The sequence below is a fragment of the Martinezella multihospitum genome, assembly GCF_900094585.1.
Classification (GTDB): Bacteria; Pseudomonadota; Alphaproteobacteria; order Rhizobiales; family Rhizobiaceae; genus Rhizobium; species Rhizobium multihospitium.
Genome location: NZ_FMAG01000002.1, coordinates 515,472 through 541,894 on the forward strand (window position 1 = coordinate 515,472; position 26,423 = coordinate 541,894).

The following is a 26,423-nucleotide window of genomic DNA, read 5'->3' on the forward strand; positions in this document are numbered from 1 at the left end:
CGATGTTTTCGAAGATACTGATCGCCAATCGCGGCGAAATCGCCTGCCGGGTCATCCACACCGCAAGACGGCTCGGCATCCGCACGGTTGCCGTCTATTCCGATGCGGATCGGGATGCCCTGCATGTGGCCCTAGCTGACGAAGCCGTGCATATCGGCCCGGCGGCTGCGAGCGAGAGCTATCTGTCGAAGGAAAAGATCATCGCAGCCGCAAAGCGAACTGGCGCGGAGGCCATCCATCCCGGCTACGGCTTTCTCTCGGAAAATGCCGGTTTCGCCGAGGCCGTCGAAGCTGCCGGCCTCGTCTTCATCGGCCCGTCGCCGGCCTCGATCCGGGCCATGGGGCTGAAGGATGCGGCCAAGGCGCTGATGGAGCGGGCGGGCGTACCTGTCGTTCCCGGCTATCATGGAGACCGGCAGGAGCCCGGCTTCCTTGCCGAACAGGCTGATGGTATCGGCTTTCCCGTGCTCATCAAGGCGCGGGCCGGCGGTGGCGGCAAGGGCATGCGCCGCGTCGACCGGCCGGAGGATTTCGAGGCTTCGCTGGAGGCGGCGAAGCGCGAGGCGAAATCGGCTTTCGGCGACGACGCCGTGCTCATCGAGAAATATCTGATCAAGCCGCGCCACATCGAGATCCAGGTCTTCGGCGACAGCCTAGGCAACGCTGTGCATCTCTTCGAGCGCGATTGCTCGCTGCAGCGCCGGCATCAGAAGGTGATCGAGGAGGCGCCGGCGCCCGGCATGACGGAGGAGATGCGCAGTGCGATGGGCGAAGCGGCCGTTCGCGCCGCCCGCGCCATCGACTATCGCGGCGCCGGCACGGTCGAATTCATCGCCGATGTTTCCGACGGCCTGTCGCCGGATCGTTTCTTCTTCATGGAGATGAACACCCGGCTGCAGGTCGAGCACCCCGTCACCGAGGCAATCGCCGGCGTCGATCTGGTCGAATGGCAATTGCGCGTCGCCAGCGGCGAACCTTTGCCGAAGAGGCAGGATGAGCTCACCATAAACGGCTGGGCCTTCGAAGCCCGTATCTACGCCGAAGACCCGTCGCGCGGCTTCCTACCGGCCACCGGCACACTTTCCCACCTTCGCTTTCCCGATGGCGATGTGCGCATCGATGCCGGCGTGCACGAGGGCGACAGCATCACCCCACATTACGATCCGCTGATCGCCAAGCTGACCGTGCATGCGCCGGATCGGGCCGCGGCTCTTGCCAAGCTCACGCGCGGCCTGCAGCAGACGCAGGTCGCGGGAACCACCACCAACCTCGATTTCCTCATTCGCCTCAGCCGCCAGCCGGATTTTGCCGCCGGCCATCCGGATACGGGATTGATCGACCGCGACGTAGAGGCGCTGATCTCGGCGCAACAACCCGACGATGCCGCCCTCGCCATTGCCGCCCTCGTCGAGGCGGGTGGGTTTGCACAGGCTGCCGGCAATGATCCCTGGCTGTCGCTCGGCCCCTGGCAGCTCTGGGGCGAGGCAAGCCGTCCCGTCACGCTGCATTTTGCCGGCGGTCATCAGAATTGCCGCGTGACCACGAAGGGTCGGTCGCTGTTCGGCATCGCCTTTGATGATCGCACCATTCTCGTTCGCTTGCTCGCGGGTGAGAGCTATTCCCGCCATGTCGAGATCGACGGCCGGCAGTCCCATGTCGATATCTTCGAGACACCGTCGGATGTGACTTTGTTCCTCGATGGACAGACGCATCATTTCCATCGTCCTGATCCGCTCGACGGCGGAGAGGAGACGGCCAGCGGCGGCGATCGCGTCATTGCGCCGATGCCGGGCCTCGTCAAGATCGTCCGCGTGCGTGAGGGCGACACGGTGGTCAAGGGGCAGGCGCTGATCATCATGGAAGCCATGAAGATGGAGCTGACGCTGACAGCCGCCCGCGACGGCATCGTCGAAAGCCTGCATGTCGGCGAGGGCGACCAGACCAGCGAAAGCGCCGTGCTTCTGTCGCTTCGTCCGGAGGAGGCGGCATGACCGACCAGCCCCCCAACCACGTCACCATCGTCGAGATGTCGCCCCGCGACGGGCTGCAGAACGAGAAGCAGCAGGTCGATACCGAACGCAAGATCGAGCTGGTCAATCTGCTCTCGGATTGCGGCTTCGAGCGCATCGAGGTCACGAGTTTCGTCAGTCCGAAATGGGTGCCGCAGCTCGGCGACGCCGCTGCGGTCATGGCCGGCATAGAGCGGCGTCCAGGCGTCAGCTATGCGGCGCTGGCGCCCAATATACAGGGCTTCGAGGCGGCACTTGTGGCCGGCGCCGATGAAGTGGCGATCTTCGCGTCCGCCTCCGAAACCTTTTCCATGCGCAATATCAATTGCTCGATCGCCGAGAGCATCGGGCGTTTCCGGCCAGTGGCAGCCGCCAGCCGGGATCGCGGCGTTCCGTTGCGCGGCTATGTCAGCTGCGTCGTCGAATGCCCGTATGAAGGCGCCGTGCCGCCGCAAGATGTGGTGAGCGTTGCCTGGCAGCTGCGCGCTCTCGGTTGCTACGAGATCAGCCTTGGCGACACGATCGGCAAGGGCATGCCCGAAGCCGTCGACCGGATGCTCGCCGCGGTATTGGGCGAGCTCCCCGCAACCGTCCTTGCCGGCCATTTTCACGACACGTCCGGCCGCGCGCTCGACAATATCGGCGTCGCCCTGGAGCGCGGCCTGCGTGTCTTCGATGCGTCGGCCGGTGGCCTTGGCGGTTGTCCCTTCGCTCCCGGCGCCAAGGGCAATGTCGATACTGCTTCTGTTCAAGATTATCTATCAGCGCGGGGATTCGAGACCGGCCTCGACGAGAAAAAACTTGCCCGTGCCGCCGCCTTTGCCCGCAGCCTCAGGAGTGTCTCATGATATCGCAAACGATCCGCATCATCACCGACGAACGCGGCGTTGCCCATCTGACGCTGGCACGCCCGGAAAAGCATAATGCCCTTTCGGCAGAGATGATCGACGATCTGACGGCGGCAACGCACGACCTTGCGCACGACAGGGCAGTCCGGGTCGTCGTGCTGACCGGCGAGGGTGCCAGCTTCTGTGCCGGCGGCGATCTCGGCTGGATGCGCGCCCAGTTCGATGCCACGCGCGATGGGCGCATCGCCGAGGCGCGGCGGCTTGCGATGCTGTTCAAGGCGCTGAACGAGTTGCCGAAGCCGCTGGTCGCCCGCGTCCAGGGCAACGCCTTCGGCGGCGGTATCGGCATTCTGAGCGTCTGCGACATGGTGATATCGGCATCGACGGCCCGCTTCGGCCTGACGGAAGTGCGCCTCGGCATCATCCCCGCCACGATCAGCCCCTATGTCGTCGCCCGCATCGGCGAGACGAATGCCCGGCCGCTCTTCCTTTCCGGCAAGATCATCGATGCCTGGCTGGCACACGCAACCGGCCTTCTGTCGCGGGTCGTCGCCGAAGAGGCGCTGGATGAAGCCGTGGAAGCGGAAGTCCGCCATTTCCTCGCCGCCTCGCCGCAGGCTGCCGCTCGTGCCAAGGCCCTGGCGCGCTCCGTCGGCAGGCCGATCACCGATGGCATGATTGACCATGTCGTCGAACAATTGGCTGATGCCTGGGAGACCGACGAGGCGAGGGAGGGCATTACAGCCTTCTTCGAAAAGCGGCAGCCGAAATGGCGGTCGGCCTAAGCCAGCCTGTTGTTTTCGATGGTCAGCTGCGGGAACTGAGCGCTTCCCTTGACCAACTCGCCCGATGCCGGCTTGTCCCAGAGAAAGCCCATGATCGCGGCCTGCTCCATCTCCTGAAAGAGATTGCCCGCAATCACGGCGGAGCCTGCGCCATCCGCGACCGAGATGACGCAGCCGATGCCGGCGTGCCTGACGATATTGCCTGTCGCGACGACATTGCGGAGATATGGACCCCAGCCGAGCCTCAATCCCCAGAGCGGCGCGTTCTCGATGACATTATCTGAAACCAGCGTATCGGCTTCGGCCAGGATGCCGATGCCAAAACCGCCATCCTGGGCGTAAGGGGCGGTGAGCGACAGGTTGCGGATGACGTTGCCCGTCACCGAGGCGAGCCTTCCGTCCTTGTCGAAATTGGTGACCGAAATGCCGTTGGCGGCACCATCGACCAGATTGTTGCTGATCGTGGCGCCGACGAATTCGAATTCGCAGTAGATCGCCGTTTCGCCCGACCGCAGGCACTGATTGTTCGATATCTGTACGTTCGAGGCGGAGTTGGCACGGATGGCGGTGAAGGCGCAATCGGCGATCTGATTGCCGGATACAGTCACGCCATCGGCACGGAAGACATTGATGCCGTTACCGTTCTGGCCGGTGCCGCCATCGTTGGCGCGGATGCGGGCAATCCGGTTGTCGATGACGCTGCTGCCATCCCCGGCCTTTTCCCAGCGATGGATCAGAATGCCGCCATTGCCGCAATCCTCGACGCGATTGCCGGTCACCGACAATCCGGTGGATTGCACGGAATAGATGCCCGCCTCGGCAGCGCCGGAGATGCGGCTGCGCTCGATCCGGCCGCCGCAGCGCTCCAGTTGCAGCGCATTCTTGCGGCTGCCGGTTATCTCGCAATTGTCGATCAGCACCTCGCCGACGCCGGTAAACTGCAGCAGGCCGCCGGCATAGTCGGCAAGCCAGCGATTACCGCCGTCGAGCACGAGGCCGGAGAGCTCGATGCGCCTGGCCTTGTCCGCATTCATCAGATGACCGTCGCCGCTGTAGACGAGCCGCGAGGCGCCGGGAACGCCGGTGATACGGGTATTATCCGGCAGCGTCAGGTTGGAAATGTTGTATGTGCCCGGCGGCAGGAAGAGCGGCATGTTGGTGCGCGCTGCATTGTCGATCATCGCCTGCAGCTTGCCGCTCTTGAAGTCGCTCGCGCCTGGCGTTATCTTCAGCGCGATAGCGTCGATCGGCCCGCGCAGCTCCGCCCCGGTCATCTTGGCGAGCGGCGCGGCGAAAACGCGAGGCGCAAGCAGGCCAGCCGCTGCCGAGGCGGCGAGGGAAGCGATGAAGGCGCGGCGTTGGATCATTATGAACTCCTAGAACGTCACCCATGAAGCAGAAATCGTGCCAAGCCCATCTGTGCCGTTTTGATACAGGAACCACTCTTCAAACACGTTCGGTCGGCCAAGAGTCCCGACATTTTTCTATTTCATTTACCAGTTCGGCACAGGCGACGGCCCGCGTCCGACCCATTTGCTCTAGGGGCGACTCGCAGCGCATGTTACCGCTGCGGCATGCGGATCGCGGCCTTTCAACGTCTGGCACTTTTCGATGCCGTCGAACAGGCGGCCGAGGTTTTGGCGCGCGATCTCGCGTGGGCCGAAAGGCAGGGCATCCATCTCGCTCTCTTTCCAGAATGCTATCTGCAAGGGCACAGCTACAGCGAGGCGATCGCCAGGCGCCGCGCACTTTCGCTCGATGATCCCGGTTTGACCGCGCTTGTGGCGCGATTTGCCTCGGCTAGGACGACCGCGATCGTAGGGCTTTTTGAGCGGAGGGGCGATGCGCTCTACAACAGTGCAATCGTTGCGAGGTCCGGCCGCATAGACGGCGTTTATGCCAAGGCGCATCCGCTCGAAAGCGGCTGCACGCCGGGAAAGGATTTTCCCGTCTGGCAAGAAGGCGATTGGCACTTCGGCATCAATATTTGCGCCGATCTCCGATATCCCTATACCGCGGCGCGCCTGGCTAGAAAGGGAGCGGGCCTGATCTGCAACCCCATCAATCTGATGCTCCGGCCCCACAAGGCGGAGAAGTGGCACAGGCCGGGTATATCGAGTCTGCAGATATGCGCCAGGCATACGGGATGCTGGGTCATGGCATCGGATGTCGTCGGCGGCAACGAGGACGGCTGGGTGAGCTATGGCACCAGCGCCATCGTCGATCCCAGCGGCGTGGTCGTGGCAAAGGCCAAACCGCATAGCGAGGATGTGCTCGTCTTCGACCTGCCGGATCGGCAACCCGACCGCGGATTCGCGCGAAAAGCGGCTGATATCGCTACCTAATTGTGTAAATCGCGCTATCCTCATCTGTCATGAGACCCGACCAACTGCTTTATCCGGCGCCCGAGGGCTTGTTCTGCCCGATCGGCGGCTTTTATATCGATCCCGTGCAGCCGGTCGAGCGAGCGCTCGTCACGCATGGTCATTCCGACCATGCCCGCTCCGGCCATGCCCATGTGCTCGCCACGCGCCAGACTCTCGATATCATGCGCATCCGCTACGGCGACGGTTTTGCCGGCTCGGAGCAGGCGGTTGCCTTTGGCGAGGAGGTGACGATCAACGGCGTCAAGGTCGAGTTCCATCCTGCCGGCCATGTGCTCGGCTCGGCGCAGATCGCGGTGGAGAAGGATGGGCTGCGGATCGTGGTCTCAGGCGACTACAAGCGCCGGCCGGATCCGACCTGCGAACCCTATGTGCCGGTTCCCTGCGATGTCTTCATCACCGAGGCGACCTTCGGGCTGCCGGTGTTCCATCATCCCGATCCCCTGGCGGAGACGCGCAAGCTCCTGGCCTCGCTTCGCCAGTTTCCGGAGCGAACGCATCTGGTCGGCGCCTATGCGCTCGGCAAGGCGCAGCGGGTTATCCGCCTGCTGCGCCTTGCCGGCTATGACAAGCCGATCTATATTCACGGTGCGCTCGAAACCCTGTGCGATTACTATATCAGCCAGGGCATCGCGCTCGGCGAACTCAAGCCGGCCACGATCGAAAGCCGCGATCAGTCGATCTTCCATGGCGCCGTCGTCGTCGGCCCGCCCTCCGCTTTCCAGGATCGCTGGGCAAGGCGGTTCCATGACCCGCTGCCGGCATTCGCCTCTGGCTGGATGATGGTACGCCAGCGTGCCAAGCAGTTGGGTGTCGAGCTGCCGCTGGTCATATCTGACCATTGCGACTGGCCCGAGCTGACCGAGACGATCTCCGATCTGAAACCGAGCGAGGTCTGGGTCACCCACGGCCGCGAAGAGGCGCTGGTGCGCTGGTGCGAACTGCAAGGCATCGCCGCCAAGCCGCTGCACCTCATCGGTTATGAAGACGAGGGCGATTGATGAAAGCCTTTGCCGACCTTCTCGACCGCCTGGTGCTGACGCCGAGCCGCAACGGCAAGCTGAAGCTCTTGACCGACTATTTCCGCGATACTCCTGACCCGGACCGTGGTTATGGTCTGGCCGCCATCGCCGGCACGCTGGAGGTGCGCAACGTCAAGCCCGCCATGCTGCGCGAGCTTGTTCTCGAACGCATGGACGAGGTGCTGTTTCGCTATTCCTACGATTATGTCGGCGATCTCGCCGAGACGATCTCGCTGGTCTGGGACAAGGAGAGCGACATCGAGCGTCCTGCCGGTGAACAGCCGAGGCTCGGCGACGTCGTGCGCCGCATGAATGCGCTCGGGCGGACCGAAGTGCGCAGCTTCGTCCGAGATCTGCTCGATAGGCTAGATACGTCGGGCCGTTTCGCCTTTCTGAAGCTTGCGACCGGCGCCATGCGCATCGGCGTCTCGGCGCGACTCGCCAAGCAGGCGCTGGCGGAATTGAGCAGCAAGGACGTCACCGAAATCGAAACGCTGTGGCATGGCCTGCAGCCGCCTTATGAAAGCCTGTTCCGCTGGCTTGAAGGCAACGCGGAGAAGCCGGTATTGGCGACACCGGCGATCTTCCACTCCGTCATGCTCGCCAATCCCGTCGAACCAGGCGATCTGGATGGGCTTGATCCACGAGACTTTGCCGCCGAATGGAAATGGGATGGCATTCGCGTCCAGCTTTCGCGCTCCGGGGAAACGAGCAAGCTCTATTCGCGCTCCGGCGATGACATATCGGGTGCCTTCCCGGATATCGTCGAGGCAATGAGCTTCGACGGCGTCATGGATGGCGAGCTGCTGGTTGGCGGCACCGTGCGGTCCAACAACCCGACGCGCAGTTTTTCCGATCTCCAGCAGCGCCTCAACCGCAAGAGCGTGACTTCGAAGATGCTGGACGAGTTTCCGGCCTTCATCCGCGCGTATGACCTCCTGTTCGACGGCGCGGAGGATGTCCGCGCACGCGGCTTCCTCGATCGGCGCGAACGGCTGACGGAGATCATCGATGCCGCCCCACATGACCGCTTCGATCTCTCGCCACTTGTCGATTTCTCCTCATGGGATGAGCTTGACCGGCTGCGCTCTTCGCCGCCCGATCCGGTGATCGAAGGTGTGATGATCAAGCGCCGCGACAGCGCCTATCTCGCCGGCCGAGCCAAAGGACCTTGGTTCAAATGGAAGCGCGATCCTTATAATGTCGATGCCGTACTGATGTATGCGCAGCGCGGCCATGGCAAGCGATCCAGCTACTATTCCGATTTCACCTTCGGCGTCTGGGCAACCACCCCGGAAGGCGAGCAGCTGGTGCCCGTCGGCAAGGCATATTTCGGCTTCACCGATGCTGAGCTGGAGGTGCTCGACAAGTTCGTGCGCAACAACACTGTCGACCGCTTCGGCCCCGTGCGAGCGGTGCGCGCCGATCGCGATTTCGGCTTCGTGCTGGAAGTGGCGTTTGAAGGCATCAACCGCTCCACCCGCCATAAATCGGGCGTTGCCATGCGCTTTCCCCGCATCGCCCGGCTGCGGCCGGACAAGCCGCCATACGAAGCCGACCGGCTGGAAACTTTGATCGCGATGATTGACGCGAAGGCTCCCACTGTCGATGAATAGGGCAGGGCGATTCCTCACCACAAAGTGAGTTGGCCTTGCCCCTCAACCCGTGCAGATTTGAGCTGCGCCGGGATAATTCGACAGAGCCCATGACCATGTCCGACGACCACGCATTTCGCCCCAATCGCCGCAGCCTGCTTGCCGGTATCGCCTTCACGCTTTTTGCACCCAACATCGTCAGAGCTGCCGATGACAGCACGACTGCGAGCAAGCCGGTCGAGAACAAGGCTGCCACTGCTCGGAATGAGGAGAAGGCCGAGGATGCGCCGCCGCTGCTTGCGGGTGACTATGCCAAGGAGCGCCATCTGTTTCGCACCGACCTCTTAAGCAAGGGGCCGGCTCCGGATATCTACGAGCCGCTGGTGACGCCATCGACGGCCGAGCGGCTTTTCTATCGCAGCGGCGTTGGCGAAGAGTTGGAGCTCGTCGCCTGGGTGTCCCGCTACACGCGCTCGGAAAAGCTGAAGCCGGCCGTACTTTTCCTGCACGGTGGCAACGCCATCGGTCAGGGACATTGGCAGCTGATGAAGCCCTATGTCGAAGCGGGATATGTCGTCATGATCCCTTCCATGCGCGGTGAAAACGGCCAGAAGGGCAATTTCTCCGGCTTTTACGACGAAGTTGCCGATGTGCTGGCAGCGTCCAACCGGCTGCGACATCTGCCGGGCGTCGATCCGCATCGCATGTTCCTGGCAGGCCATAGCATCGGCGGTACGCTCGCCATGCTCGCCGCGATGTCGGCGAAGCGGTTCCGTGCGGTTGCGCCGATCTCGGGCAATCCCGATGCCTATGCCTTCTTCAGTCGCTATCCGCAGGATATCCGCTTCAACACCAGGAACCCGCGCGAATATCAGATGCGCTCGCCGCTCTGCTATGCGCACTGCTTCAAGAGCCCGATAAAGCTGTTCCACGGCACCGAGGAGGCGCATTTCGACTCGCGCCTGGCACTGCTCTCCAAGCGGGCGACGGCCGCCGGCGTGAGGATGGAAATGGTGACGGTGACGGGGAGCCACAATTCGGCACTGCCGGGCGAAATTGCTCAGAGCATCGAGTTCTTCAAGAGCGTGGCCGTTTAGAGCGGCCGGCCTTAAACCATCAGCCGCTCTATCAAGGCGGATGCCGCTTCCGCGATCACGGTGCCGGGCGGGAAGATCGCATCTGCGCCGGCTGCCTCCAGTGCCGCGAAATCCTGTGGCGGAATGACGCCGCCGACGGCGATCAGCACATTGCTGGCATGACGGCGCGCAAGCGCTTCCTTCAATTCCGGCACTAGCGTCAGATGGCCGGCGGCCAGCGACGATGCACCGAGAATGTCGACCCGCTCGCGTACGGCGACATCGGCCACCTCTTCCGGGGTCTGGAACATGGCGCCGACGACGACATCGAAGCCGAGATCGGCAAAAGCCGTGGCGATGACCTTCTGGCCACGATCGTGGCCGTCCTGGCCCATCTTGGCGATGAGGATGCGGGGCTTCTCGCCGCGCGCCTTGCGGAAGGCTTCGACCTTGGCGACTGCTCTGTTGAAGATGGGGTCGGAATCGCCGACTTCCTGGCGATAGACGCCGGAAATTGTCCTGATCTCGGCGACGTGCCGGCCATAGGCCTTTTCCAGGGCCAGAGAGATTTCGCCAACCGTGGCTCTCGCCCTTGCTGCTTTCACGGCAAAGTCGAGCAGATTGCCGGTGCGGTTGCGGGCAGCATCCATCAGCGCGTCCAAGGCGCCTTCCACTGCGGCCGTCTCGCGGGTGCCCTTCAACTGCTGCAGTTTGGATAGCTGGCGTGCCCGTACTTCTGAATTGTCGACCTTCAGCACGTCGACCTCGATATCTTTCTCCGGCTTGGAGAAGTTGATGCCGACGAGGGTCTGGTGGCCGCTATCGATCCGTGCTTGCGTGCGTGCCGCCGCCTCCTCGATGCGAAGCTTCGGAATGCCCCTCTCGATCGCCTTTGCCATGCCGCCGAGTGCTTCGACCTCTTCGATATGGGTAAGGGCGCGGGCTGCAAGATCATGAGTCAGCCGCTCGACATAGGCCGAGCCGCCCCAGGGGTCGATGATGCCTGTCGTACCCGATTCCTTTTGCAGCAGGATCTGCGTGTTGCGGGCGATGCGGGCCGAATGATCCGTTGGCAGCGCCAGCGCTTCGTCGAAGGAATTGGTGTGCAGCGACTGGGTATGCCCTTGTGTCGCCGCCATCGCCTCGACCATGGTGCGGATGATGTTGTTCATCGGGTCTTGCGCCGTCAACGACCAGCCGGAGGTCTGGCTGTGGGTCCTGAGCGCGAGGGATTTCTGGTCCTTCGGCGCGAAGTTCTTCTGCATCAGCGCCGCCCAGATCAACCGTCCCGCGCGCATCTTGGCGACTTCCATGAAGAAGTTCATGCCGACGGCCCAGAAGAAGGAAAGGCGAGGTGCGAAGCTGTCGATATCGAGCCCGGCCGCAACGCCCGCCCGCGCATATTCGATGCCGTCGGCGATGGTGTAGGCAAGCTCCAGGTCTGCTGTCGCACCGGCTTCCTGCATGTGATAGCCGGAGATGGAGATCGAGTTGAACTTCGGCATCCGCTGACTGGTATAGCTGAAAATGTCCGAAACGATGCGCATCGAGGGCTGTGGCGGGTAGATATAGGTGTTTCGAACCATGAACTCCTTGAGGATGTCGTTCTGGATCGTGCCGGACAGCTTGTCCTCGGAGACGCCCTGTTCCTCCGCCGCGACGATATAGAGCGCCATGACCGGCAGCACCGCGCCGTTCATCGTCATCGACACGCTCATCTCGTCAAGCGGGATGCCGTCGAAGAGCTGGCGCATGTCGAGGATGGAATCGATCGCTACACCCGCCATGCCGACATCGCCCGCCACTCGCGGATGATCGCTGTCATAGCCGCGATGGGTGGCAAGATCGAAGGCGACGGAAAGACCTTTCTGGCCGGCGGCAAGATTGCGGCGATAGAAGGCGTTGGACTCCTCGGCGGTAGAGAAGCCGGCATATTGGCGGATGGTCCAGGGCTGCTGGACATACATCGTCGGGTAGGGGCCGCGGACGAACGGTGCGGCGCCGGGATAGGTGTCGAGGAAGTTCAGGCCGGCGAGGTCGCTTTCATTATAAGCGCGCTTGACGGCGATGCCTTCGGGAGTTTCCCAGGCTAGGGCATCGGTTGTCGGCGCGGTTGCTTGTGGTTTGGCCCAGGGGATGGTGGTGAAGTCGGGAATCTTGGTCATGGGGCTGATGCCTCCGTGAATGCGGAGCGTGCACACCCCCCTCTGTCACTTCGTGACATCTCCCCCACAAGGGGGGAGATCGTTTTGAGCCAGTGTTTAGCCCAGTCTGCAGTGACAGATTTTGCCACTGCAGGTGAGGTTACTGTTTGGAGCAGAAAGGTTCTGCGGGTTTCCAATCTCCCCCCTTGTGGGGGAGATGTCGCGAAAGCGACAGAGGGGGGTATCAGACTTCCCGCGAATGCGATGCTCATCCTCATGCCTCCGCCCTCTCATCCAGCCGCATCGGCATCAGCCCCATGCCACCTGCAATCGGACCCAAAGGCCCCAAAACCGTCACCGGCCGCTCCACCTTCATCGCAAACAGCGTCGTCCCCACGATCGGCTTGGCGACACAGTTCGCGCGCGCCTCGGCGATCATCGCTGCCAGCTCGCCGCTAGCGATCACCTTTGCCAATCCGCCCTTGGCTTCGATCCCGGTGAAAATCTCCCATGTCCGTTCGCAAAGCGTATCGGTCAGCGCCTCGATACCCCCGGCTCCGGCGGCGGGATCGACGACATGGTCGAGGTGGCTTTCGGCGATCAGAATCGTCTGCGTGTTGCGCGCCAGGCGTCGCGCCAGCGGATCAGGAATGCCATGCGTCAGGCTGTGTGGCAGAACGGAGATTTCGTCGGCGCCGCCGACGCCGGCTGAAAAGACCGCGATCGTGTTGCGCAGGATGTTCGTCTCTGGATCGAGACGGGTCAGCATGCGATAGCTCGTCTCGGCAAAGAGATGCGCCGGCTGCGGATTGGTGACGCCGCAAGCCTCGGCGATCCGGGCAAAGATCAGCCGCGCGGCACGCATCTTTGCGATTGTCGTAAACTGGTTTTGATCGGCCGAAAGGCAGAGGCTGGTTGCCGCAAGCGCTGCTTCCGGCGAAATACCTGCCTCTTCGAGCAATCTCAGATGGCCGACGAGGCTTGCGGCCATGACCGCCAGCTCCTGCGCCTCGGTTCCCCCGGCATTATGCACCACGCGACCGTCTGCATTGACGATCGTTTCAACCGGCTTCAATTCTTTGAAGTATTTGATGTCGCTAGAAAAATTGGAAAAATTTCCGGCTGACAAGAAAGCGTCGAGTCCAAGGTGCAATCTTTGGACACCATCATCCACAATCGACGCTGCCACCATTTTGGCGACGCTGGAAGAAAAGCCATCGAGGCGCAGAGCTGTAGTCTTGGCGGATGCTGCCAGCACCTCGGAAAAGATTGGCGACTGAGCATTCATGCCGATGCCGAAGGCCGAAGCGGAACTGCTGGAAACGAGGCTGATACCGCTTGCGCCGTTGGCGAGATCGTCGCCGAGCTGCACCATTGCCCGTTCGGTGTCGGGATCGTCCATGCGCTGCGTCAACGTCCAGGGCAGATCGGCTTGCTGGCGCGAAAGCGGTGCGCAATCGTGGCGTCGCCCGTAAAGCGGTTCGATGGCGATGCCATCATCGGTTCGCGATACCAGCTCTTCCTGGAAATCCTTGCCTTTCAGCGCCCGTTCCATCAGCTTCAGCCAGCCCTTGTGGTCGGTCTGACTAAAAATGCCCGGGTCGAGACTGTCGATATTCATGTGCTCCTCCGTACTGCATTGGTCTAGCCCATGATGCCGCAAGGGAAAACAGGAGTTTGGCCGATCGGTGCAATATCTTCGTTGAAATTATCTAGCGATCGACGCCAGCCTCGCTCCAGCCGCGGCAGTCATTATGCGGCCGATCCGATGTGTCCCAACTGGTTTCCGATGATGGCCGATCTGCTGCCCGTTTCCCGTCACCTGCTTGCTGCTACCGCGCTGGCGACATTGTCCGCCTGCAGCATCATTCCTGATACGGGTGCGACCGATCCGGATCGCTTCGTGCAGGAGACGACGCCGGTCTTCTATCGTCCGGAGGGTATCGAGCCGAACAGGGTAAGGCGGCTGCCGGTGCAGCCCGTGCCGCAATCGCGCGATCTCTTCCGCACCCAGTTCCACCAGACCTATGGCCTGCCGACCTTCAATCCGGTGCATCAGGCCATGTATGCGCAGCGCAGTGAAGACGACTTCACGTTGCCGGCCATCCCCTACAAGCGCATCGATCCGCGCTTCCTGCGACAGGAGGTGGATTACCAGACCAGGGAGCGCCCCGGCACCATCGTCGTCGATACGCGCGACCACTTCCTCTATTTCATCGAACCGGGCGGCAAGGCGATGCGCTACGGTGTCGGCCTCGGCGCGGCAGGATATGCCTGGCACGGCAGGGGCCTGATCCAATGGAAGCAGAAATGGCCGCGCTGGACCCCGCCCGCCGAAATGGTCGCGCGCGATCCGCAGATGAGGCCGCTATCGGCCGAGCGCGGCGGCATGAATCCGGGGCCGACCAACCCGCTCGGCGCGCGTGCGCTCTATATCTATCAGAACGGCCGGGATACGCTTTATCGTGTTCACGGCACGCCGGATTGGCAGTCGATCGGTAAGGCGGCATCCTCCGGATGCGTGCGTATGCTCAACCAGGACGTGATAGATCTCTACAACCGGGTGCCGGATAAGACGGAAATCGTCGTTCTGTAGCGGTATTTTACCACAAATTTTCGTGATGTTGCATAAGTGCGATAGTCGGGGTGGTTTGCGCTCTTTAGTTTTGCGTCTGTCTCTGCGAACCTCTCGGGGAGCCGAATCAGCCTGTTGTTGCGGGTTTTCGCTTCCTCCACAAAAGGAACTATGCTGTCGACATGAGCCTTCCGTCATCCCTATCCCGACGTAACTTCCTCGCTCTAGCTGGTCTCGGCGCCGTTTCGACGCTTGCCAGCTGTGCCTCCACCATCGACAACGGCCCCGTCGTCAGCCCGGTTCAATATACCGGTTCCCCGCGGCCGTTCCGAACCTGGTTCTCCAGCTATGATGGCGAGCAACCCGACCCGGCTGAAATCTATGCCTCCGTCGAGGATGGCGGTTTCGTTATTCCGGCTGTTCCCTACAAGCAGATCGACCCGCGCTTCTATCGTCAGCGGGTAATAGACCCCACAGGCGAAGCGCCCGGCTCCGTGATCGTCAACACCACCCAGCGCATGCTTTACGTCACCGAGCAGGGCGGCACGGCGATGCGTTATGGCATCGGCGTCGGTCGTGAAGGTTTTGCCTGGCAGGGCCGCGGCGTCATCCAGTGGCGCAAGAAGTGGCCGCGCTGGAACCCGCCGGATGAAATGGTCGCCCGCCAGCCGGAACTCGTCAAGTTCTCCATCGCCAATGGCGGCATGGATCCGGGCCTGAAGAACCCGCTCGGCGCCCGCGCGCTTTACATTTTCGAGGACAAGCAGGACTCGCTCTATCGCCTGCACGGCAATCCCGACTGGCGCTCGATCGGCAAGGCCGTGTCCTCCGGCTGTGTCCGCCTGCTGAACCAGGACGTCATCGATCTCTATGATCGCGTGCCGGAGCGTGCGCCGATCCTGGTTACGGCCTGATATCGCACCATCGCAAAAAGAGGGCGCCGTCGGCGCCCTTTTTTGCAGTCCTGACCGGAATATCCGGTGTCCTGAATCAGTTTCAAATCGTCGTCAAATTGACCTTCAGTTGCTGCAGCTGGTCGCGGAGCTTGGCTATTTCCGTCATATCGCAGCCTGTTGCCTGGCCGATGGCATTCATGATCTCGCCAACCTGCCACTTCATGCCCATGCCTTTCTCCGTCAGCGAAATGATGACCTGACGCTCGTCCTTCGGGTCGCGGGCGCGGCTGATCAGGCCAGCCTGTTCGAGCCGCTTCAGAAGCGGCGACAGTGTGCCGGAATCCAGATCGAGCTTTTCGCCGATGGTCTTGACCGGTAGGTCGCCCATTTCCCACAGAACCAGCATGACGAGGTATTGTGGATAGGTAAGGCCGAAACGATCGAGGATCGGCTTGTAGGCCCGGTTAAAAGCGTGTGCTACGCTGTAGACGGCAAAGCAAAGCTGCCTTTCCAGCCGCTTTTCCTCATCGGGGGATCGTAGAGTTTCCATCCGCCTTGTCCGTCATCGCCAATTCGCATCCGCCATCTTCTTATTGGCGGCATTGTCACAAATTCACTTTTCGAAATCAAATCGCGAAATATCTATTGTGCACGATTAAATCGTGATGTATATAAAATCCATCCAACCGAAGGGAGACATGACATGCCTATTCTCTATACGACCAAAGCTTCCGCCACTGGTGGCCGCGCCGGCCATGCAGTTTCCGAAAATGGCGTGCTTGACGTCACGCTGACCGTGCCGAAGGAACTCGGCGGCGATGGCGCAACCGGCACCAATCCGGAGCAGCTCTTTGCAGCCGGCTATTCCGCTTGCTTCCTGGGCGCTTTGAAATTTGTCGCAGGCCAGCAGAAGGTCAAGATTCCGGAGGACGCAAAGGTTACCGCGACTGTCGGCATCGGCCCGCGCGCAGACGGCACCGGCTTCGGTATCGAAGTTTCGCTTGCTGTCCACATTCCCGGCATGGACAAGGCCGAGGCCGAAAAGCTCGCCGCCGCCGCCCATATCGTATGCCCCTACAGCCACGCCATGCGCACCTCGACCGAAGTGCCGGTTGCTGTTGTCTGACGCGAAACGTGCCACCGGTCGATTGAGGGCCGGATATGTGGAATATGAATATATCGAAAAGGAGCGGCAGTTTTATCTGTCGCTCCTTTTCTTTTGCAAGAAAAATGCTATATCTTTTCTTAGGAAAGGAAGTAGCCATGATAAAAGCCCAGGCAATAGGCCAGACGATGCCCGGCGAAGCACTCGTCATTACCAAGGCCGTCGTCAATGCTGCCGAGAGGCTGGGATTGAACGCCCGCATCCTCGCGGCCATCATCGGCGTGTCGGAGGCGACGGTATCGCGCATGAAGCGGCAGGATCATCTGCTGGAGCGCGATAGCAAGCCTTTCGAACTTGCCGTGCTCCTCGTTCGCCTCTTCCGTTCGCTCGACGCCATCGTCGGCGGCGACGAGGCTGTGGCTCGGCAATGGCTCCGCAACGGCAATCTCGCCTTTGGTGCAGCGCCGATCGACAAGATCGTCTCGATTTCTGGTTTGACCGATGTCCTTGCCTATCTGGACGCCCGCCGCGCTCTCGTCTGAGACAAGGGCTACCTTCGGCCAATATTGGCGGCTGGTGGAATCACAGCATCAGGTTTCGACGCTGAAGCTTGTCGATACGCTTGAAGAGCAGGCGCTTCTCGAAAGCGTGCTCGAGGAAAGCAAGCCGGTGCTGCCGCCGGAATGCGCCGGGCTCGACTATCTGCTCGCCACACCCTTCCGTTATGGGGCGATCTATCCCCATGGTTCCCGTTTTCGGCGCGCCGGCCGTACGCTCGGCGTCTTCTACGCCTCGGAGCAGGTGGAAACGGCGCTGGCGGAGATGAGCTTCTATCGGCTGCTCTTCTTCCGCGATTCTCCCGATACGCCGCTGCCCGCCAATGCCGCGGAATATACCGCCTTTGCTGCAGCGATTGCGACGAAAGCGGCGATCGATCTGACCGCGTCTCCCTTGGATCGCGATCGGCAGCTATGGACCGATCCTGTCGATTACGAGGCCTGCCAGTCGCTTGCGGAAGCAGCCCGAGCCGGCGGTATCGAGGCAATCCTCTATCGCTCCGTCCGGGACCCCAGGGGCGGCAGGAACATCGCGCTGCTCACAGCCAAGGCCTTCTCCGCCCGCGAACCGGTCGAGCGCCAGACCTGGCGCATCCGGCTGTCGCGCGTCGGCGTACAGGCGCTGTGCGAGTTTCCTCGCCGTCGCATCGGCTTCGAAAGGCAGGATTTCGACGGTGATCCGCGATTGTCTGAGCCGCAATTCAGAGCAGAATAGCAAGATCGCTGCGCAGGCGGTCGCCATTGCCGTCAGGCAGTCGTTCTTCCAGGGCCGCATGCGTCGTCCTCCAGATCGGCACAGCGGCGGCGAGCGTTGCCTTGCCTGATGGGGTGAGGCTGAGCAGGCGGGCGCGTCGATCTTTTGGGTTGGGCACGATGCTGACCCATCCCCGCCGTTCCAGCGGCTTTAAGGCGGCCGTCAGCGTCGTCTGATCTATTGCCAGAAGCGCTGTGACCGATCCCATGGACGCCGGCACCGGCCTGTTGAGCGACATCATCAGGGAGAACTGGCCGTTCGTTAGCCCAAACGGCCGCAATGCCTCGTCAAAGCGACGGGCAAGCGCGCGCGCCGCGCGCTGAACATGCAGGCATAGGCAGGTATCGCGTACTAACAGCGTGGTTTCAAAGGGGATTTCGACTGCGTTTGACATGATTCATTAATATTGATATCAATGTATTTGTCAAGATTTGGGAATGAAAACGCCGGAGGAGGGCGCGGACAATGAACCAGGTCGTTTCCAGGGAAGTATGGCTCGAGGCCCGCCGTCAACTGCTCGCCAGGGAGAAGGAGGCCACGCATCTTCGCGACCGCGTCAATGCGGAACGCCTAGCCTTGCCCTGGGTAAAGGTCGATAAAGACTATGTTTTCGACACGCCGGCCGGCAGGAAGACGCTTGCCGATCTATTTAACGGCCGCAGTCAGCTGATCGTCTATCATTTCATGCTCGGCCCGGATTGGGATGCCGGATGCACCGGCTGTTCCTTCCTTGCCGATCATTTCGACGGAGCCTTGCCGCATCTCAACAACCACGACGTCACGCTGGTCGCGGTGTCCCGCGCGCCACTGGAGAAGGTGGAAGCCTATAAGAAGCGCATGGGCTGGGGTTTCCCCTGGGTGTCGTCCTTCGCCAACGATTTCAACTTCGATTATCACGTCTCCTTCTCGAAGGAGGAGCTCGCCGGCGAAAAGGTCTTCTACAATTTCACGCCCATGGATGCGGCCGAGGGGTTTGACGAGCTTCCAGGTCTCAGTGCCTTCTACAAGGATGAGGCCGGCAATGTCTTCCATACCTATTCGAGCTATGCCCGCGGCCCGGAGGAATTGATCGGGACTTTGATGATCCTCGATCGCGCTCCGAAAGGGCGCAACGAAGACAGCACGATGAACTTCGTTCGCCGCCATGATGAATATGAAGATGCGGCGAAGGCGCAGTCCTGCTGCCATTGAGGCGACGGATGAGGCCTTGGAATTCACTCCTTGGGGAACAGGGGTCGAACTATTGCGTTTTGTGCCTAGGTAATACCTGACGCTTGCTTGCCGGGGAAACGGACGGACCAATCGAGGACCATCGCTTGATCGTCACTTTCATCGGCCATCATGTGCCTGCATCGACTCCGGCTCAGGACGAGACGGATGACAACAATCACAATAGGGAGAGAGGCAATGGCAGAGAAGGGATATTTTGTCTGGTACGAGTTGATGACGACGGACATGAAGGCAGCAGAAGCTTTCTATACCAAGGTCGTCGGCTGGGATGCAGCGGATGCTGGCATGCCTGAAGTCGGCATGGACTACACGCTGTTCAGCGCCGGTGCCGGCCCCGTTGCCGGTTTGATGATCCTGCCTGACGAGGCAAAGGCCATGGGCACGCCGCCCTGCTGGACCGGCTATATCGGCGTTCCCAATGTGGATGAAGCTACCAAGACCGTTGTCGCCAAGGGTGGTAAGACCTATCGCGAGCCCATGGATATCCCCGGCGTCGGCAGGTTCTCCGTTGTCTCCGATCCCTATGGCGCTGCCTTCTGCCTCTTCACGCCGCTGCCGGGCCAGGATTGGGAGCCGGCGGCTCCCGCGACGCCGGGCTATTTCGGCTGGCATGAGCTCTATTCCGGCGATGGCCCGAAGGCCTTCGATTTCTACAGCGAGATGTTCGGCTGGGAATTGAGCTCCGATTTCGATATGGGGCCAATGGGCAAGTATAAGATCTTCAAGATCGGTGATCGCGACTTCGGCGGCATCATGACCAAGCCGGCGGAAATGCCCATGGCTGCCTGGAATTTCTACATCAACGTTCCGGCGATCGACGCCGCCATCACTCGCATCACGGAAGGCGGCGGCAAGATCGTCAATGGACCGATGGAAGTCCCCGGCGGCAGCTGGATCGTCCAGGCGACCGACCCGCAGGGTGCGTTCTTCTCGCTGGTTGCGCCGGTGCGCTAGTCGTCACCCTCCCCTTGAGGGGGAGGGTCGGCCCGCAGGGCCGGGGTGGGGTGATCTCCAAGTTTGGGGGCATTTCACCCCCACCCGCGGCCTTGCCGCGACCTCCCCCCTCAGGGGGGAGGTGTTAATCTACCGCTTCAGACTGCCGAGGATGCCTCGCACAATCGCCCGCCCGACTTGCGTCGCCACCGTGCGCGCCATGCTTTTCATCGTCGCTTCCAGGATCGTCTCGCGCTGATAGCCCGACCGGCGACCGGTGGTTTTGCTGCTATCCCCGCCGAAGCCCGGCAGCGTCCAGCCGTCGCCGGCACTCTCGCTCTGCGGCGCGGCCGCCTTGCGCGCCCGCTCTGTCAGGATTTCGTAGGCGGATTCGCGGTCGATCGTCTGGTCATAGATGCCGGCAACCGGACTGCCGTTGATGATGGCCTGGCGCTCGCCATCCGTGACCGGGCCGATGCGGCCCGATGGCGGGCGGATCAGCGTGCGTTCGACGATGGAAGGCGCACCCTTGCCTTCGAGCATCGACACCAGCGCCTCGCCGGTGCCGAGCGTCGTGATGACCGTGGCGCAATCGAAAGCGGGATTGGGCCGGAAGGTCGAGGCCGCCGTCTGCACCGCCTTCTGCTCGCGCGGCGTATAGGCACGCAACGCATGCTGCACGCGGTTGCCAAGTTGCGCCAGCACCGTTTCGGGCACGTCGAGCGGATTTTGCGTCACGAAATAGACGCCGACGCCCTTGGAGCGGATCAGTCGCACGACCTGTTCGACGCGCTCGATCAGCACCTTCGGCGCGTCGTTGAAGAGCAGGTGCGCCTCGTCGAAGAAGAAGACCAGCTTCGGCTTTTCCGGATCGCCGACTTCCGGGAGTTCCTCGAACAGTTCCGATAGCAGCCACAGCAGGAAGGTGGCATAGAGGCGCGGGTTCATCATCAGCTTGTCGGCGGCGAGTACGGAAACCTGGCCATAGCCGTCATTGCTGACGCGCATGATGTCGGAGATTTTCAGCGCAGGCTCGCCGAAGAAGTTTTCCGCACCCTGCTGCTCCAGGACAAGCATGGCTCGCTGGATCGAGCCTACCGAGGATTTCGAGATCAGGCCGTATTTGGTGGAGAGCTCGCTGGCATTCTCGCCCATATAGTTCAGTAGCGCCTGCAGGTCCTTGAGATCGAGCAGCGCCAGGCCGTTTTCATCGGCGATCTTGAAAGCGATGTTGAGCACGCCCTCCTGCGCCTCGGACGCATCCATCAAGCGTGCCAGCAGCAGCGGCCCCATCTCCGCGATGGTCGTGCGTACGCGATGGCCCTTTTCGCCATAGAGATCCCAGAAGATGACCGGGAACTGATCGAATTCGTAGGGTGACAGGCCGATTTCCTCGGCCCGCTTCAGCAGGAAATCCTTGGGCTCACCCTTGACGGCAATGCCGGAAAGGTCGCCCTTGATGTCGGCGCAGAACACGGGCACGCCGGCCTTGGAAAACCCTTCCGCCAGCACTTGCAGCGTCACCGTCTTGCCGGTGCCGGTGGCACCGGTGACAAGGCCGTGGCGATTGCCGAATTTCAGCGTCAGGAACTCGTCCTTGTTGATGCTTTCATCCGGATTGCGGCTCGCGCCGACGAAAATCTGTCCATCCTGCTGCGGCATGGTGTCGTCTCCCTGAGAGCATGATACCGAAAAGTGTCACTGGTTTTCGGGCGACATCATGCTCTACCTATTTGATTCTAGTACCGGATGATTTTGGATCGAATCGATCCAAAATCATCCGGTACTGGGCGGCGGCACAGCAACCTTTTTCGGGCTGCCAGGGCCATTCATCGATTTGTCCTGACACTGTTATAAGAACTCGCGTGAAGAGGGACAACCATTCGCGTCAAGGTTCCGCTTCTGGTAGAATGTTGACCTCCGACGCGGCTTGTGTCGGTTGCTTCATTCAGTTACGTTGACGTTAACGTCGTAAAGGCAGGAGGCCACAGTGAACGAAGTTATTGATCAGATCGCGACCAAAGCCGGCATCGCTCCAGACCTCGCGGAGAAGGCCGTCGGCATGATTCTCAGCTTCCTGCAACGCGAAGCTCCGGATGGCCCCGTCACCAAGATGATTGAGTCGTTTCCCGGTGCAACTGATCTCGTCGCCCAATATGGCGGCGATCAGGGAGCAGGCGGTGGCGGCCTCCTCGGCGGCCTGCTGAGCGCAGTCGGCGCCGGCGGCGGTATCATGGGCCTTGGCCAGCAGCTGATGAGTAGCGGCCTCAGCATGGGCGACATTTCTTCGCTGGCTAAGGAAACGGTCGCGACCGCCCGGCAATATGCCGGCAACGAGGTCGTGGACGAGGTGGTGAATTCCGTTCCGGGCCTGAGCCAGTTCGTTTAAGCTCGGGAAGCAGCCCCTCGGCGACGGGAGGGCTAATCGGCCGACTGGACGTGGCTTCTACGCGGAATTCGCGCGTGTCGTCCGGAAGTGCGGGCAGTAATCCAGTTAATCTCTCGGCCTTCGCCCAGTGGGCGAGGGCCGTCGCTTTTCAGGGGATCGCTACCTATGTCCGTCGCTCCTATCAGGTCGCTTTTGCCGCAAGGGACCGGTCATCAATTTGTTCTTTATGGCGATTCCTGTTCAGGTGTCCCGAGTGCGTTGCATGAATGGACGTTTGCTGAAGTCAATGCGGTGCTGCGCCGGCTTGATCCACCACCGGAGTTCATTCTGTTTCCGGGTGATGAGATCATCGGACTGACGACTGACCCGGACGAGCTACGGGCTCAATGGCGAAATTGGTTCGAGCATGAGATGGCATGGCTCGATCGCGAGAAGACGCCGCTTTGGCACACGACAGGCAATCACACGACCTACGACGAAATGAGCGAGCGGATTTTCCGCGAGGTGCTTCAGCTGCCGCAAAACGGGCCGCCGGGACAGGAGGGACTATCCTACTGGGTTCGCCGTGGCGATCTGCTGCTCGTCTTCGTGCATACGCTATGGACCGGCCTTGGCGGCGAAGGGCATGTCGAGACCGCATGGCTGGAGGCGACGTTGAAGGCGCATGCCGATGCCAGGCATAAAATCGTTCTCGGCCATCATCCTGTCTTTCCGGTCAATGGCTATTCCGGCACATATCAGCGCGAAATCGGCCACGAATATGCCAAGCCATTCTGGGACATCCTCGTCGGAGCCGATGTTCTTGCTTACGTCTGTAGTCACATGCTGGTCTTCGATGTGCAGGTTCATCAAGGCGTTCTGCAGCTTTGCACGGCAGGGGCGGGCACTGCCCATCGGATGCCGGAGGGTGTCGAATATCTCCATTGTATCCAGGCAGCGCTGGATGCGGAGGGCTTGCGCTATCAGGTGTTGGACACGGCCGGTCTCGTTCGCGAGAGGCTGCAATGGCCCTTCAAACCAGCTGATACCTGGCGAAGCCTGTCGTCCGGATTACATGATGCCGATTTCGGCGGTCTGAAGGGTGCCGACTACAGCATTCATCTCAGAATCACGGGCAATACGGCCGACAAGGCACACGCCCCAGCGCAAACTCTGTTTTCCGCCTTCGATCCTCAGGGCATCGCCCCGATATGGCTCGGCTTGCGCGGTCCACGCCAGACACTGACTTTGATCCTTGGCCGCGATCCCGGTCGCAGCCCATATTACTGGTTCGGGCCTGATCTTCTGCCAGACCAGCCATTCGAGATCGACATCGCCCTGCATCCCGGTATGGGGCCTGGTGGGGTTCTCTATCGCAGGCCGACCGACCGTGGATGGAGCTCGTTCAAAGGTGCCGCGGCAACCGGCCTTGAACGTATCGTCTGGCCGCGACAGCTGAGCGTCGGGCATGGGCAGGGCGGCACTTACGACCGCCCCTTTGTGGGCAAGGATTTGGCCATTCGGCTGGCGATATGGGCGTAATTGCTCCTACCGCAAGCGAAAGCTTTCAGTCCTAAACCCTCTTGCCGCTCGATCCGCCGTCGATCTGATGCCATTTGCGGCCGTCGCGTTCGATGAGTTCGTCGGCGGAGGCGGGGCCTGTGCTGCCGGGAGCGTAAGGGTCTGGCTTGCCGCCCTCGGCCCAGAGGTCGAGGAAGGGCTGTACGGCAGCCCAGCCGGCTTCGATGCCGTCGGCGCGCTGGAACAGTGTCTGGTCGCCGACGAAGAGTTCGTAGAACAGGCTCTCATAACCGGTCTGCTTGCCGATGTCGAAATTGTCAGCATAGCGGAAGTCGAGCGAAACCGGCGCGGTTTTCAACACCAGACCCGGTTTCTTGATCGAGATCTCCATGTCGAGCCCCTCATCGGGCTGCACCTGGATGATGAGCCTGTTCGGCGGCAGTTCGGGCTGGGTGCCATGGCGCGGGAATTGCGCGAAGGGCACCTGGCGGAAGGTGATGACCACTTCCGTATCGCGTGCCTTCATCGCCTTGCCGGTGCGCAGATAGAAGGGCACGCCGGCCCAGCGCCAGGTATCGACGAAGAGTTTTAGCGCCACGAAGGTTTCGGTATTGCTGTCGGGCGAGACATCGGCCGTCTGGGTAAAGGCCGGCAGATCGCGGCCGGAGATCGGGCCGGCCGTATAGGCGCCGCGCACGCCGTTCCTGGCCGCGTCTTCGCGCGAATAGGTGCGCAAGGCTTTCAGCACCTTGCCTTTTTCATTGCGGACTGATTCCGCGTCAAAACTGTTCGGCGGCTCCATCGCCACCATCGCCAGCAACTGGAAGAGATGGTTCGGCACCATGTCACGCAACGCGCCGGTCGCATCATAGAATTTGCCGCGCGTGCCGACATCCACAAGTTCGGCCGCCGTGATCTGCACATGGTCGATGTAATTGTTGTTCCACAGCGCCTCGATCATCATGTTGGCGAAGCGCGTCGTCATGATGTTCTGGACAGTTTCCTTGCCGAGGAAATGGTCGATACGGTAGATTTGGCTTTCGTGGGTGTGGTTCAGCAGCCGCGCGTTCAACGCCTGTGCCGAGGCGAGATCGTGGCCGAAAGGCTTTTCGATCGCAATGCGGCGGAAGGCGCCGGTTGCCTCGTTCATCAACCCGTTTTCGGAAAGCTTCTCGGCGATGTCGCCGAAGAATTGCGGCGGCACGGCGAAATAGAAGGCCGCATTGGCGCTCGGCGCATGCGAGAGATAATCCGAAATCTCCTTGTAGACGCCGTTCTGGGTGAAGTCGCCGGAAATGTAGCTGATGCGCTTGCGCAGGCTCTGCCACGCCGCCTCTCGTGCCGGATCCTCCATGTCGCCGGAGGTTTTCAGGAACGATTCCAGTCGCTCCAGCAGCATCTCGACGCCGCCGGTCTCGATGCCGATGCCGAGGATATGCAGATCATCTCCAACAAGCCCGCTGCGGGTCATGTTGATCAGCGTCGGGATCAGCAGGCGCCGAGTGAGATCACCGGCAGCACCGAAGATCACGAATGTCAGCGGCGGAGCCGGTGCGACGTCGGGGGTGGTCATGCGCGGATCTCCTTCTGGCGGCCATACTCGGGGCTTCTGGACGACATCGACTATCTCCTCGGAGCGATTGCTGTTTCAGCTTTGGCTATGGGTGTTCTACTGCATAATTCCTTAAATCGGAATCGATTTAAGGTAAAATTATGCAGCAGATTTAAAGTGTTACAGCGACCTTTGCGCGCCATATTGGCGCGCGGCGCTGTAGCGCGGCCTGACGCCGGTTGTCGATGGGATCGACGCACCGCCGTCAGCCAGTATTTCAGGGCTGATAAATAACCTATTTCTTCACCGCGACCAGGAAGAGCCGCGGGAAGCGCAACAGCACCTTGCCGTCGATCAGCGGCGGATAGGCTTTCTCGATATGCTTCAGATATTCGGCGGTGAACGCATCGCGATGCTCGGCGCCGGCATGGTCGAGATAGGGACGCAAGCCCGTGCCCTTCACCCATTCCACGATGGCTGCTGCGTTTTCCAGCGCATGATTGTAGTTCGTGTGCCAGATGTCGACGCGAGCCGATTTGCCGATCAGCCTGTTGTAATAGACCGAGGGCGAAGGCAGCGGATTGCGGCGTACGCTCTTTTTCGCAAAGGCCTCGCTCCAAGGGCCGGTCTTGCCGGTTTCTTCCATCATCAGATGGCTCTGTTCGGTCAGATTGTCGGGCATCTGCACGGCAAGCACGCCGCCGGGCTTCAGCCCGTCCATAAGCTGGTCGAGAATATCGAGATGGTTGGGCAGCCATTGAAATACGGCATTGGCAAAAAGCAGGTCTACGGACGCTTCCGGCCGCCATGTCGCGAGATCGGCCTTTTCAAAGTGCGTGCCGGGCATGCGCTTGCGGGCTGCCTCCAGCATGTTGTCGTCGCTGTCGAGACCGGAGACGCCGGCGGCGCCATAGCGCTCGACGATCAGCTCGGTCGAATTGCCGGGGCCGCAACCAAGGTCGATCGCTCGCTCGACATGCTGCAGCGGCACTTGAGCCAGCAGATCGCGCGCCGGGCGCGTGCGTTCATCCTCGAATTTCACATATTGGCCGGCAGACCATGCCATGAG

Annotated in this window: 24 protein-coding genes; 16 read left to right on the forward strand and 8 right to left on the reverse strand. The window is 61.3% G+C overall.

The window, feature by feature from the left end; genetic code table 11:
- The first annotated feature begins 2 nt into the window (after window positions 1–2).
- Genes GA0061103_RS09350 through GA0061103_RS09360 form a run of 3 tightly spaced genes read left to right on the forward strand, consistent with a single transcriptional unit; the run spans window position 3 to window position 3,642 of the window.
- Window positions 3–1,991, forward strand: a complete 1,989-nt coding sequence (locus GA0061103_RS09350) for an acetyl/propionyl/methylcrotonyl-CoA carboxylase subunit alpha (protein ID WP_092709989.1) — start codon at window positions 3–5, stop codon at window positions 1,989–1,991.
- Window positions 1,988–2,857 (forward strand): hydroxymethylglutaryl-CoA lyase, encoded by an 870-nt coding sequence (locus GA0061103_RS09355; RefSeq protein ID WP_092709992.1) that lies wholly within the window; start codon window positions 1,988–1,990, stop codon window positions 2,855–2,857. Before GA0061103_RS09350 ends, GA0061103_RS09355 begins: the two co-directional genes overlap by 4 nt.
- Window positions 2,854–3,642, forward strand: a complete 789-nt coding sequence (locus GA0061103_RS09360; RefSeq protein ID WP_092709995.1) for a crotonase/enoyl-CoA hydratase family protein — start codon at window positions 2,854–2,856, stop codon at window positions 3,640–3,642. Before GA0061103_RS09355 ends, GA0061103_RS09360 begins: the two co-directional genes overlap by 4 nt.
- Here the strand turns inward: GA0061103_RS09360 and GA0061103_RS09365 are convergent.
- Window positions 3,639–5,009, reverse strand: coding sequence for a TIGR03808 family TAT-translocated repetitive protein (locus tag GA0061103_RS09365; protein ID WP_092709998.1), 1,371 nt, complete (start codon window positions 5,007–5,009; stop codon window positions 3,639–3,641). The genes GA0061103_RS09360 and GA0061103_RS09365 overlap by 4 nt on opposite strands.
- Window positions 5,010–5,216: 207 nt before the next feature.
- On the opposite strand from GA0061103_RS09365, the gene GA0061103_RS09370 reads away from it, so the two are divergent.
- The 4 genes from GA0061103_RS09370 to GA0061103_RS09385 all read left to right on the forward strand — a co-directional run bounded on the left by GA0061103_RS09370 (window position 5,217) and on the right by GA0061103_RS09385 (window position 9,740).
- Window positions 5,217–5,987 (forward strand): carbon-nitrogen hydrolase family protein, encoded by a 771-nt coding sequence (locus tag GA0061103_RS09370; RefSeq protein WP_092710002.1) that lies wholly within the window; start codon window positions 5,217–5,219, stop codon window positions 5,985–5,987.
- A gap of 29 nt (window positions 5,988–6,016) precedes the next feature.
- Window positions 6,017–7,027: a ligase-associated DNA damage response exonuclease gene (locus GA0061103_RS09375; RefSeq protein WP_092710005.1), complete on the forward strand. Its 1,011-nt coding sequence runs from the start codon at window positions 6,017–6,019 to the stop codon at window positions 7,025–7,027.
- Complete coding sequence (locus GA0061103_RS09380; RefSeq protein ID WP_092710008.1) at window positions 7,027–8,664, forward strand: cisplatin damage response ATP-dependent DNA ligase; 1,638 nt, start codon at window positions 7,027–7,029, stop codon at window positions 8,662–8,664. The genes GA0061103_RS09375 and GA0061103_RS09380 overlap by 1 nt, the downstream gene beginning before the upstream one ends.
- An 89-nt stretch (window positions 8,665–8,753) precedes the next feature.
- Window positions 8,754–9,740, forward strand: a complete 987-nt coding sequence (locus GA0061103_RS09385; RefSeq protein WP_092710011.1) for an alpha/beta hydrolase family protein — start codon at window positions 8,754–8,756, stop codon at window positions 9,738–9,740.
- Between the two features lie 11 nt (window positions 9,741–9,751).
- On the opposite strand, the gene scpA is transcribed toward GA0061103_RS09385, so the two are convergent.
- Window positions 9,752–11,884 carry a methylmalonyl-CoA mutase gene (scpA, locus tag GA0061103_RS09390; protein ID WP_092710014.1) on the reverse strand — a complete coding sequence of 711 codons (2,133 nt, stop codon included), beginning with the start codon at window positions 11,882–11,884 and terminating at the stop codon, window positions 9,752–9,754.
- A 253-nt stretch (window positions 11,885–12,137) separates the two neighbouring features.
- Window positions 12,138–13,484 carry a methylmalonyl-CoA mutase family protein gene (locus GA0061103_RS09395; RefSeq protein ID WP_092710017.1) on the reverse strand — a complete coding sequence of 449 codons (1,347 nt, stop codon included), beginning with the start codon at window positions 13,482–13,484 and terminating at the stop codon, window positions 12,138–12,140.
- Window positions 13,485–13,655: 171 nt separating this feature from the next.
- Here GA0061103_RS09395 and GA0061103_RS09400 point away from each other — a divergent pair, with 171 nt between their 5' ends.
- Complete coding sequence (locus GA0061103_RS09400; protein ID WP_425349488.1) at window positions 13,656–14,459, forward strand: L,D-transpeptidase; 804 nt, start codon at window positions 13,656–13,658, stop codon at window positions 14,457–14,459.
- Window positions 14,460–14,620: 161 nt separating this feature from the next.
- Window positions 14,621–15,352 carry a L,D-transpeptidase family protein gene (locus GA0061103_RS09405; RefSeq protein ID WP_092710027.1) on the forward strand — a complete coding sequence of 244 codons (732 nt, stop codon included), beginning with the start codon at window positions 14,621–14,623 and terminating at the stop codon, window positions 15,350–15,352.
- 82 nt (window positions 15,353–15,434) lie between these two features.
- Here GA0061103_RS09405 and GA0061103_RS09410 read toward each other — a convergent pair whose 3' ends face one another.
- On the reverse strand, window positions 15,435–15,884 hold the full coding sequence (locus GA0061103_RS09410; RefSeq protein ID WP_092710032.1) for a MarR family winged helix-turn-helix transcriptional regulator: 450 nt from the start codon (window positions 15,882–15,884) through the stop codon (window positions 15,435–15,437).
- 153 nt (window positions 15,885–16,037) lie between these two features.
- On the opposite strand from GA0061103_RS09410, the gene GA0061103_RS09415 reads away from it, so the two are divergent.
- From GA0061103_RS09415 to GA0061103_RS09425, 3 genes are all read left to right on the forward strand, one after another.
- The gene (locus GA0061103_RS09415) at window positions 16,038–16,460 is read left to right on the forward strand and encodes an organic hydroperoxide resistance protein (protein WP_069613858.1); all 423 of its coding nucleotides are present in this window, start codon (window positions 16,038–16,040) and stop codon (window positions 16,458–16,460) included.
- Window positions 16,461–16,597: 137 nt separating this feature from the next.
- Window positions 16,598–16,981 carry an MbcA/ParS/Xre antitoxin family protein gene (locus tag GA0061103_RS09420; RefSeq protein WP_092710036.1) on the forward strand — a complete coding sequence of 128 codons (384 nt, stop codon included), beginning with the start codon at window positions 16,598–16,600 and terminating at the stop codon, window positions 16,979–16,981.
- Window positions 16,941–17,711 (forward strand): RES family NAD+ phosphorylase, encoded by a 771-nt coding sequence (locus GA0061103_RS09425; protein WP_092710041.1) that lies wholly within the window; start codon window positions 16,941–16,943, stop codon window positions 17,709–17,711. The genes GA0061103_RS09420 and GA0061103_RS09425 overlap by 41 nt, the downstream gene beginning before the upstream one ends.
- On the opposite strand, the gene GA0061103_RS09430 is transcribed toward GA0061103_RS09425, so the two are convergent.
- Window positions 17,698–18,144, reverse strand: coding sequence for a MarR family winged helix-turn-helix transcriptional regulator (locus GA0061103_RS09430; protein ID WP_092710047.1), 447 nt, complete (start codon window positions 18,142–18,144; stop codon window positions 17,698–17,700). The two genes, GA0061103_RS09425 and GA0061103_RS09430, sit on opposite strands and share 14 nt — an antisense overlap.
- Before the next feature lie 71 nt (window positions 18,145–18,215).
- Here GA0061103_RS09430 and GA0061103_RS09435 point away from each other — a divergent pair, with 71 nt between their 5' ends.
- The gene (locus tag GA0061103_RS09435) at window positions 18,216–18,941 is read left to right on the forward strand and encodes a DUF899 domain-containing protein (RefSeq protein WP_092710052.1); all 726 of its coding nucleotides are present in this window, start codon (window positions 18,216–18,218) and stop codon (window positions 18,939–18,941) included.
- Window positions 18,942–19,157: 216 nt separating this feature from the next.
- Window positions 19,158–19,934 carry a VOC family protein gene (locus GA0061103_RS09440; protein WP_092710056.1) on the forward strand — a complete coding sequence of 259 codons (777 nt, stop codon included), beginning with the start codon at window positions 19,158–19,160 and terminating at the stop codon, window positions 19,932–19,934.
- A 129-nt stretch (window positions 19,935–20,063) separates the two neighbouring features.
- Here the strand turns inward: GA0061103_RS09440 and GA0061103_RS09445 are convergent, their stop codons facing one another.
- On the reverse strand, window positions 20,064–21,575 hold the full coding sequence (locus GA0061103_RS09445; protein ID WP_092710059.1) for a helicase HerA-like C-terminal domain-containing protein: 1,512 nt from the start codon (window positions 21,573–21,575) through the stop codon (window positions 20,064–20,066).
- Between the two features lie 328 nt (window positions 21,576–21,903).
- Between GA0061103_RS09445 and GA0061103_RS09450 the strand changes: the two genes are divergently transcribed.
- Both GA0061103_RS09450 and GA0061103_RS09455 read left to right on the forward strand, forming a co-directional pair.
- A complete protein-coding gene (locus GA0061103_RS09450) occupies window positions 21,904–22,302 on the forward strand; it encodes a hypothetical protein (RefSeq protein ID WP_092710064.1) in 399 nt (132 codons plus the stop codon).
- A gap of 258 nt (window positions 22,303–22,560) precedes the next feature.
- Window positions 22,561–23,823, forward strand: a complete 1,263-nt coding sequence (locus GA0061103_RS09455) for a metallophosphoesterase family protein (RefSeq protein ID WP_245304714.1) — start codon at window positions 22,561–22,563, stop codon at window positions 23,821–23,823.
- Window positions 23,824–23,854: 31 nt separating this feature from the next.
- Here GA0061103_RS09455 and zwf read toward each other — a convergent pair whose 3' ends face one another.
- Together zwf and tam are read right to left on the reverse strand one after the other, a co-directional pair.
- Complete coding sequence (gene zwf, locus GA0061103_RS09460; protein ID WP_092710073.1) at window positions 23,855–25,375, reverse strand: glucose-6-phosphate dehydrogenase; 1,521 nt, start codon at window positions 25,373–25,375, stop codon at window positions 23,855–23,857.
- 274 nt (window positions 25,376–25,649) lie between these two features.
- Window positions 25,650–26,420 (reverse strand): trans-aconitate 2-methyltransferase, encoded by a 771-nt coding sequence (tam, locus tag GA0061103_RS09465; protein ID WP_092710076.1) that lies wholly within the window; start codon window positions 26,418–26,420, stop codon window positions 25,650–25,652.
- Window positions 26,421–26,423: the final 3 nt, after the last annotated feature.

Excerpts from the sequence above, each read along its gene's own strand:
- tam (WP_092710076.1), bottom strand. The coding sequence starts at position 26,420 with ATGGCATGGTCTGCCGGCCAATATGTGAAATTCGAGGATGAACGCACG.
- GA0061103_RS09385 (WP_092710011.1), top strand. The coding sequence starts at position 8,754 with ATGACCATGTCCGACGACCACGCATTTCGCCCCAATCGCCGCAGCCTG.
- GA0061103_RS09430 (WP_092710047.1), bottom strand. The coding sequence starts at position 18,144 with ATGTCAAACGCAGTCGAAATCCCCTTTGAAACCACGCTGTTAGTACGC.
- GA0061103_RS09380 (WP_092710008.1), top strand. The coding sequence starts at position 7,027 with ATGAAAGCCTTTGCCGACCTTCTCGACCGCCTGGTGCTGACGCCGAGC.
- scpA (WP_092710014.1), bottom strand. The coding sequence starts at position 11,884 with ATGACCAAGATTCCCGACTTCACCACCATCCCCTGGGCCAAACCACAA.
- GA0061103_RS09425 (WP_092710041.1), top strand. The coding sequence starts at position 16,941 with ATGTCCTTGCCTATCTGGACGCCCGCCGCGCTCTCGTCTGAGACAAGG.
- GA0061103_RS09365 (WP_092709998.1), bottom strand. The coding sequence starts at position 5,009 with ATGATCCAACGCCGCGCCTTCATCGCTTCCCTCGCCGCCTCGGCAGCG.
- GA0061103_RS09415 (WP_069613858.1), top strand. The coding sequence starts at position 16,038 with ATGCCTATTCTCTATACGACCAAAGCTTCCGCCACTGGTGGCCGCGCC.
- GA0061103_RS09360 (WP_092709995.1), top strand. The coding sequence starts at position 2,854 with ATGATATCGCAAACGATCCGCATCATCACCGACGAACGCGGCGTTGCC.
- GA0061103_RS09405 (WP_092710027.1), top strand. The coding sequence starts at position 14,621 with ATGAGCCTTCCGTCATCCCTATCCCGACGTAACTTCCTCGCTCTAGCT.
- GA0061103_RS09420 (WP_092710036.1), top strand. The coding sequence starts at position 16,598 with ATGATAAAAGCCCAGGCAATAGGCCAGACGATGCCCGGCGAAGCACTC.
- GA0061103_RS09370 (WP_092710002.1), top strand. The coding sequence starts at position 5,217 with ATGCGGATCGCGGCCTTTCAACGTCTGGCACTTTTCGATGCCGTCGAA.
- GA0061103_RS09435 (WP_092710052.1), top strand. The coding sequence starts at position 18,216 with ATGAACCAGGTCGTTTCCAGGGAAGTATGGCTCGAGGCCCGCCGTCAA.
- GA0061103_RS09440 (WP_092710056.1), top strand. The coding sequence starts at position 19,158 with ATGGCAGAGAAGGGATATTTTGTCTGGTACGAGTTGATGACGACGGAC.
- GA0061103_RS09375 (WP_092710005.1), top strand. The coding sequence starts at position 6,017 with ATGAGACCCGACCAACTGCTTTATCCGGCGCCCGAGGGCTTGTTCTGC.
- GA0061103_RS09395 (WP_092710017.1), bottom strand. The coding sequence starts at position 13,484 with ATGAATATCGACAGTCTCGACCCGGGCATTTTTAGTCAGACCGACCAC.
- GA0061103_RS09400 (WP_425349488.1), top strand. The coding sequence starts at position 13,656 with ATGGCCGATCTGCTGCCCGTTTCCCGTCACCTGCTTGCTGCTACCGCG.
- GA0061103_RS09410 (WP_092710032.1), bottom strand. The coding sequence starts at position 15,884 with ATGGAAACTCTACGATCCCCCGATGAGGAAAAGCGGCTGGAAAGGCAG.
- GA0061103_RS09350 (WP_092709989.1), top strand. The coding sequence starts at position 3 with ATGTTTTCGAAGATACTGATCGCCAATCGCGGCGAAATCGCCTGCCGG.
- GA0061103_RS09355 (WP_092709992.1), top strand. The coding sequence starts at position 1,988 with ATGACCGACCAGCCCCCCAACCACGTCACCATCGTCGAGATGTCGCCC.
- zwf (WP_092710073.1), bottom strand. The coding sequence starts at position 25,375 with ATGACCACCCCCGACGTCGCACCGGCTCCGCCGCTGACATTCGTGATC.
- GA0061103_RS09445 (WP_092710059.1), bottom strand. The coding sequence starts at position 21,575 with ATGCCGCAGCAGGATGGACAGATTTTCGTCGGCGCGAGCCGCAATCCG.